This is a genomic window from Bradyrhizobium sp. LTSP885, assembly GCF_000938305.1.
In the GTDB taxonomy this organism is placed as follows: Bacteria; Pseudomonadota; Alphaproteobacteria; order Rhizobiales; family Xanthobacteraceae; genus Bradyrhizobium.
This window is the reverse complement of record NZ_JYMT01000024.1, coordinates 51,833-56,120: the sequence shown is the minus strand read 5'-3', so window position 1 is coordinate 56,120 and position 4,288 is coordinate 51,833. Positions and strand designations below refer to the sequence as shown.

Below are 4,288 nucleotides of genomic sequence, written 5' to 3'. Positions count from 1 at the left end.
GGGCGGCAGCGTTCATCCGTCCTGGCGGCCCCGCAGCGCCGGGTGTCGTCCCCGGCTCGGCGGCCGCGACGCCACCGCCCGGCAAAGCGCAATATGCCCCGCCGACGGTCTCCTCGGCCTTCCGGACCGCGCCGACGGTCGCTGGACCCCTGCCGCCACCGCCGCGGCATGACAATCTGAGGCCGCTCGCCATCGGCGCCGCGGTCGGTGCGGGCGTGGTGGCCGGCGTCGTCATCGGCGCGACCATTGCCGACCTGCACAACCAGCGGCAGGAGGTCGTCGAAGGCGGCCGCACCATTTACACCGAGCCGGACAGGATCATCATTCGCGATCCGGGCGGACAGGCCTATGTCCGCGGCGACGATAATTATCGCTTCCGCTATGGCGCCCGCGACATCCGCACCGAGACCGTCGGCGGCGAGACCCGCACGGTCATCATCCGTCCCGACGGCAGCGAGATCATCACGGTGGTCGGTCCCGACGGCCAGATGCTGCGCCGGATCCGCAGGGATGCCGGCGGCCGCGAGCTCGTCATCATCGACAACACCTATCGCGATCCGGGCGCGGTCGGCGGCTTCTATGTCGACCTGCCGCCGCCGGTGGTCCGCATCCCCTACGATCGCTACATCGTCGAATCAGACAGTGCGGCGCCGGACGTAATCTACGACACCATGGAGGCGCCGCCGGTGGACCGGATCGCGCGGCGCTATACGCTCGACGAAATCCGCTACAGCCCGAACGTGCGCATGCTGATGCCGTCGATCGACGTCAACAGCATCAACTTCGACTCGGGCTCGTGGGAGATTCCGCCGGATCAGGCGGCCAAGCTGCAGGCGATCGCCGACGGCCTCAACCGGGCGATCCAGCGCAATCCGCGCGAGGTGTTCCTGATCGAGGGCCATACCGATGCAACCGGCAACGACACCGACAATCTGTCGCTGTCCGACCGCCGTGCGCAATCCGCGGCCGAGCTGCTCACGCAGCAGTTCAATGTGCCGGCCGAGAACCTGACGTCACAGGGCTATGGCTCGCAATATCTGAAGGAGCAGACCGACGGACCGAGCCGCATCAACCGGCGCGTCACCGTCCGCCGCATCACCCCGCTGCTCAATGGCGGCCAGGCCTCTGCGGCTCCTCCGCCGCGCTGAGCGGGCTCAAAGCACGATACAAAATGGCCGGGAGCGATCCCGGCCATTTTTGTTTGTCCTTCCCTTCCCCCTGAAAGCGAGCCGCGTAGCCCGGATGAAGCGAAGCGCAATCCGGGGCTTTCTCGGCAGTGGTTGGACCGTCCCGGATTTCGCTACGCTTCATCCGGGCTACGAATTTGTCACCGCGCCATCTGCTGCGGATCGTAGAAAAACCGCTCCTCGATCAGCTCGTCGCCGCGCCAGGTCTGCCAGGCGACTTCCTCCATGCTGCGGACCTTGCCGTCCTTGCCGGTGAACTCGAACCGCCAGCAGATCGCGGCACGATCACCGTCGACCAGCAGCGGCCCGAGCCGCGTGGTCTTGACGCCGGCAACCGACGCCAGCACCGCGGCTTCGCGCGCCGCCAGCGCCTCGCGGCCGACCCGCCATTCGCCGTCATTTTCCTGGGTGCGGGCCTCAAGCGCGTAGAAATTTTTGATGGCGCCGACATGGTCGTTGGCTTCGACCGTATCGGCGAAGGCCTGCAGGGTCTTGAGTGAAGGCATCCTCGATCTCCTTACTTACCGACTAATGGTCGGTATTTACCGACTGCAAGTCTGTAAGTCAATTGGCCGAGCGGCGGAACTGCGCTAGACAGGCGTCATGGCAACCCAGGCCGAGCGGCGCGAGAAGACCAAAGCTGCAATCGTCAAGGCGGCGCGCCGCATCTTCGGCGAGCGCGGCTTTGCGGCGACGACGATCGACGACATCGCCGCCGGCGCGCGCGTGGCGAAGGGGGCGGTCTATCATCACTTCGCGACCAAGGAGGCGGTGTTCGAAGCTGTGTTCGAGCAGGTCTCGCTCGACCTCGTCGCCGATCTCGACCGCATCTCGCGCGCCGAGAACGATCCGCTCGCCGCGATGGCGGCGGGAACGCAGGGCTATTTCGCGGCCTGCTCCAAGGGCCCGACCGGCCAGATCATTTTACGCGATGGCCCGGCGGTGCTCGGCTGGGAACGCTGGCGCGAGATCGACGCCAAACATTTCGGCGGCAAGTTTCCCCGCGCCATCGCTGCGGCGATGGAGGCCGGCGTGATCGCAAAGCAGCCGATCGAGCCTTTGGCGCGGCTGCTGCTCGGCGCGGTGACCGAAGCGGCGGTCGCGGTGTCAGCCGGACCCGACATCGGCAAGGCCGGCACCGATTACGCGCGCGCCTTCCGCTCGCTGCTGGATGCGCTCAGGGTGAAGTGAATCTACGCGTCGTCCCGGCGAAGGCCGGGACCCATAACCGCCGAATGAAGTTGGTGAAGAAAGGTAACGCCGCTTGTGCCCTTTCCAAGGGCCGCGGCGTATGGGTCCCGGCCTTCGCCGGGACGACGGAGAAATTCAGCCCTTGTCGTTCTCGAGCTTGAAGATATCGGAGCCTTGGCCGCCCGAGAGCAAGCCCTTCTCCGTGTAGAGCTTGAGCTTGGCGCGGGTATCCGAGATGTCGAGGTTGCGCATCGTCAGCTGGCCGATACGGTGTTCGGGCGTGAACGCGGCGTCCTCCACCTTCTCCATGCTCAGCCGCTCCGGCGCATAGGTCAGGTTCGGGCTCTCGGTGCTCAGGATCGAATAGTCGTTACCGCGGCGCAGCTCGAGCGTCACCTCGCCGGTGATGGCGCGCGCCACCCAGCGCTGCGCGGTCTCGCGCAGCATCAACGCCTGTGAATCGAACCAGCGGCCCTGATACAGCAGGCGACCAAGCCGCATGCCAGAGATCCGGTATTGCTCGATGGTGTCCTCGTTGTGGATGCCGGTGACCAGACGTTCATAGGCGATGTGCAGCAGCGCCATCGCGGGCGCTTCGTAGATGCCGCGGCTCTTGGCCTCGATGATGCGGTTCTCGATCTGATCGCTCATGCCGAGGCCATGGCGACCGCCGATGGCGTTGGCCTCGAGGAACAGCGCGACCGGATCGGCAAAGCTCTGGCCGTTCAGCGCGACCGGCTGGCCCTCGTCGAAACGCACGACGACCTTCTCAGCCTTGACGGCGCAGTCGTCGCGCCAGAACGGCACGCCCATGATGGGATTGACGATGGTGATGCCGCTGTCGAGGCTTTCGAGATCCTTGGCCTCGTGAGTGGCGCCGAGCAGATTGCTGTCGGTCGAATACGCCTTCTCGGCGCTCATCTTGTAAGCAAAACCCTGCGCGGTCATGAATGCCGACATTTCGGCGCGGCCACCGAGTTCGTCGATGAACTGCTGGTCGAGCCAGGGCTTGTAGATTCGCAAGGACGGATTGGTCAGCAGGCCGTAACGGTAGAAGCGCTCGATGTCGTTGCCCTTGTAGGTCGAGCCGTCGCCCCAGATGTTGACGCCGTCCTCCTGCATGGCCGCAACCAGCATCGTGCCGGTCACGGCGCGGCCGAGCGGCGTGGTGTTGAAATAGGTGAGGCCGCCGGTCGAGATGTGGAAGGCGCCCGACTGGATCGCGGCGATGCCTTCGTGCACCAGTTGGGTGCGGCAATCGACGAGGCGGGCTTTCTCGGCGCCGAACTCCAGCGCCTTGCGCGGGATCTCGTCGTAGTCGGCTTCATCGGGCTGGCCGAGATTGGCGGTGTAAGCAAAGACCTTGGCACCCTTCTGCTTCATCCACAGCAGCGCGGCTGACGTGTCGAGGCCGCCCGAGAAAGCGATGCCGACTTTTTCCCCTTTGGGCAGGCTTTTCAGGATCGTACTCATGGAGCGTCCAATCGGTCTGATATCGGTGGCTGTTTGGCTGCGCGAATAACAAATTTCCAAGGGATGGGCACGCGTTTAATCGCGCCTCGGTGCTTAGAGCCCCGTTCCAATGGAATCGGAACGGGGCTCTAGATTCTTGTTTTGACGCGTTTTCTTTACGCGAACCGGTATCCACTTCGCTCGAAAACGCTCTAGGCCGACGGCGCCGGCCCGACGTCACGGCCGCGCCAGCGCTGGGTCAGCCGGTAGCCGGGCCAGGCCAGCCGCGTCAGCGCGGCGTCGACCTGGGCGTCGGTGAGGCGGGTCGCGGCCCAGCGGTAGATCAGGGCATAGGCCAGCCAGATCACCAGGAACGATACCAGGCCGGCGATGGCGACGTCGGTGAAAAAATGGCCCCCGAACGCCATCCGCAAGCCGCTGGTCGTGATGCCGAACAC

General features: G+C 65.2%; 4 protein-coding genes and 1 pseudogene. 2 read left to right on the top strand and 3 right to left on the bottom strand.

What is annotated here, in order from left to right; all coding sequences use genetic code 11:
- Positions 1–1,148, top strand: a 1,148-nt coding sequence (locus tag UP09_RS16745; protein ID WP_245302012.1) for an OmpA family protein, incomplete at its 5' end; no start/stop codon positions are given.
- Between the two features lie 179 nt (positions 1,149–1,327).
- On the opposite strand, the gene UP09_RS16740 is transcribed toward UP09_RS16745, so the two are convergent.
- Positions 1,328–1,693, bottom strand: coding sequence for a nuclear transport factor 2 family protein (locus tag UP09_RS16740; RefSeq protein WP_044539344.1), 366 nt, complete (start codon positions 1,691–1,693; stop codon positions 1,328–1,330).
- Positions 1,694–1,790: 97 nt separating this feature from the next.
- On the opposite strand from UP09_RS16740, the gene UP09_RS16735 reads away from it, so the two are divergent.
- Positions 1,791–2,378, top strand: a complete 588-nt coding sequence (locus tag UP09_RS16735) for a TetR/AcrR family transcriptional regulator (protein WP_044539343.1) — start codon at positions 1,791–1,793, stop codon at positions 2,376–2,378.
- 135 nt (positions 2,379–2,513) lie between these two features.
- Here the strand turns inward: UP09_RS16735 and argG are convergent, their stop codons facing one another.
- Entirely contained in the window at positions 2,514–3,851 is a 1,338-nt protein-coding gene (gene argG, locus UP09_RS16730; protein ID WP_044539342.1) for an argininosuccinate synthase, read from the bottom strand.
- A gap of 191 nt (positions 3,852–4,042) precedes the next feature.
- Positions 4,043–4,288: pseudogene (locus tag UP09_RS38550) on the bottom strand (phosphatase PAP2 family protein); the annotation flags it as partial.

Excerpts from the sequence above, each read along its gene's own strand:
- UP09_RS16740 (WP_044539344.1), bottom strand. The coding sequence starts at position 1,693 with ATGCCTTCACTCAAGACCCTGCAGGCCTTCGCCGATACGGTCGAAGCC.
- UP09_RS16735 (WP_044539343.1), top strand. The coding sequence starts at position 1,791 with ATGGCAACCCAGGCCGAGCGGCGCGAGAAGACCAAAGCTGCAATCGTC.
- argG (WP_044539342.1), bottom strand. The coding sequence starts at position 3,851 with ATGAGTACGATCCTGAAAAGCCTGCCCAAAGGGGAAAAAGTCGGCATC.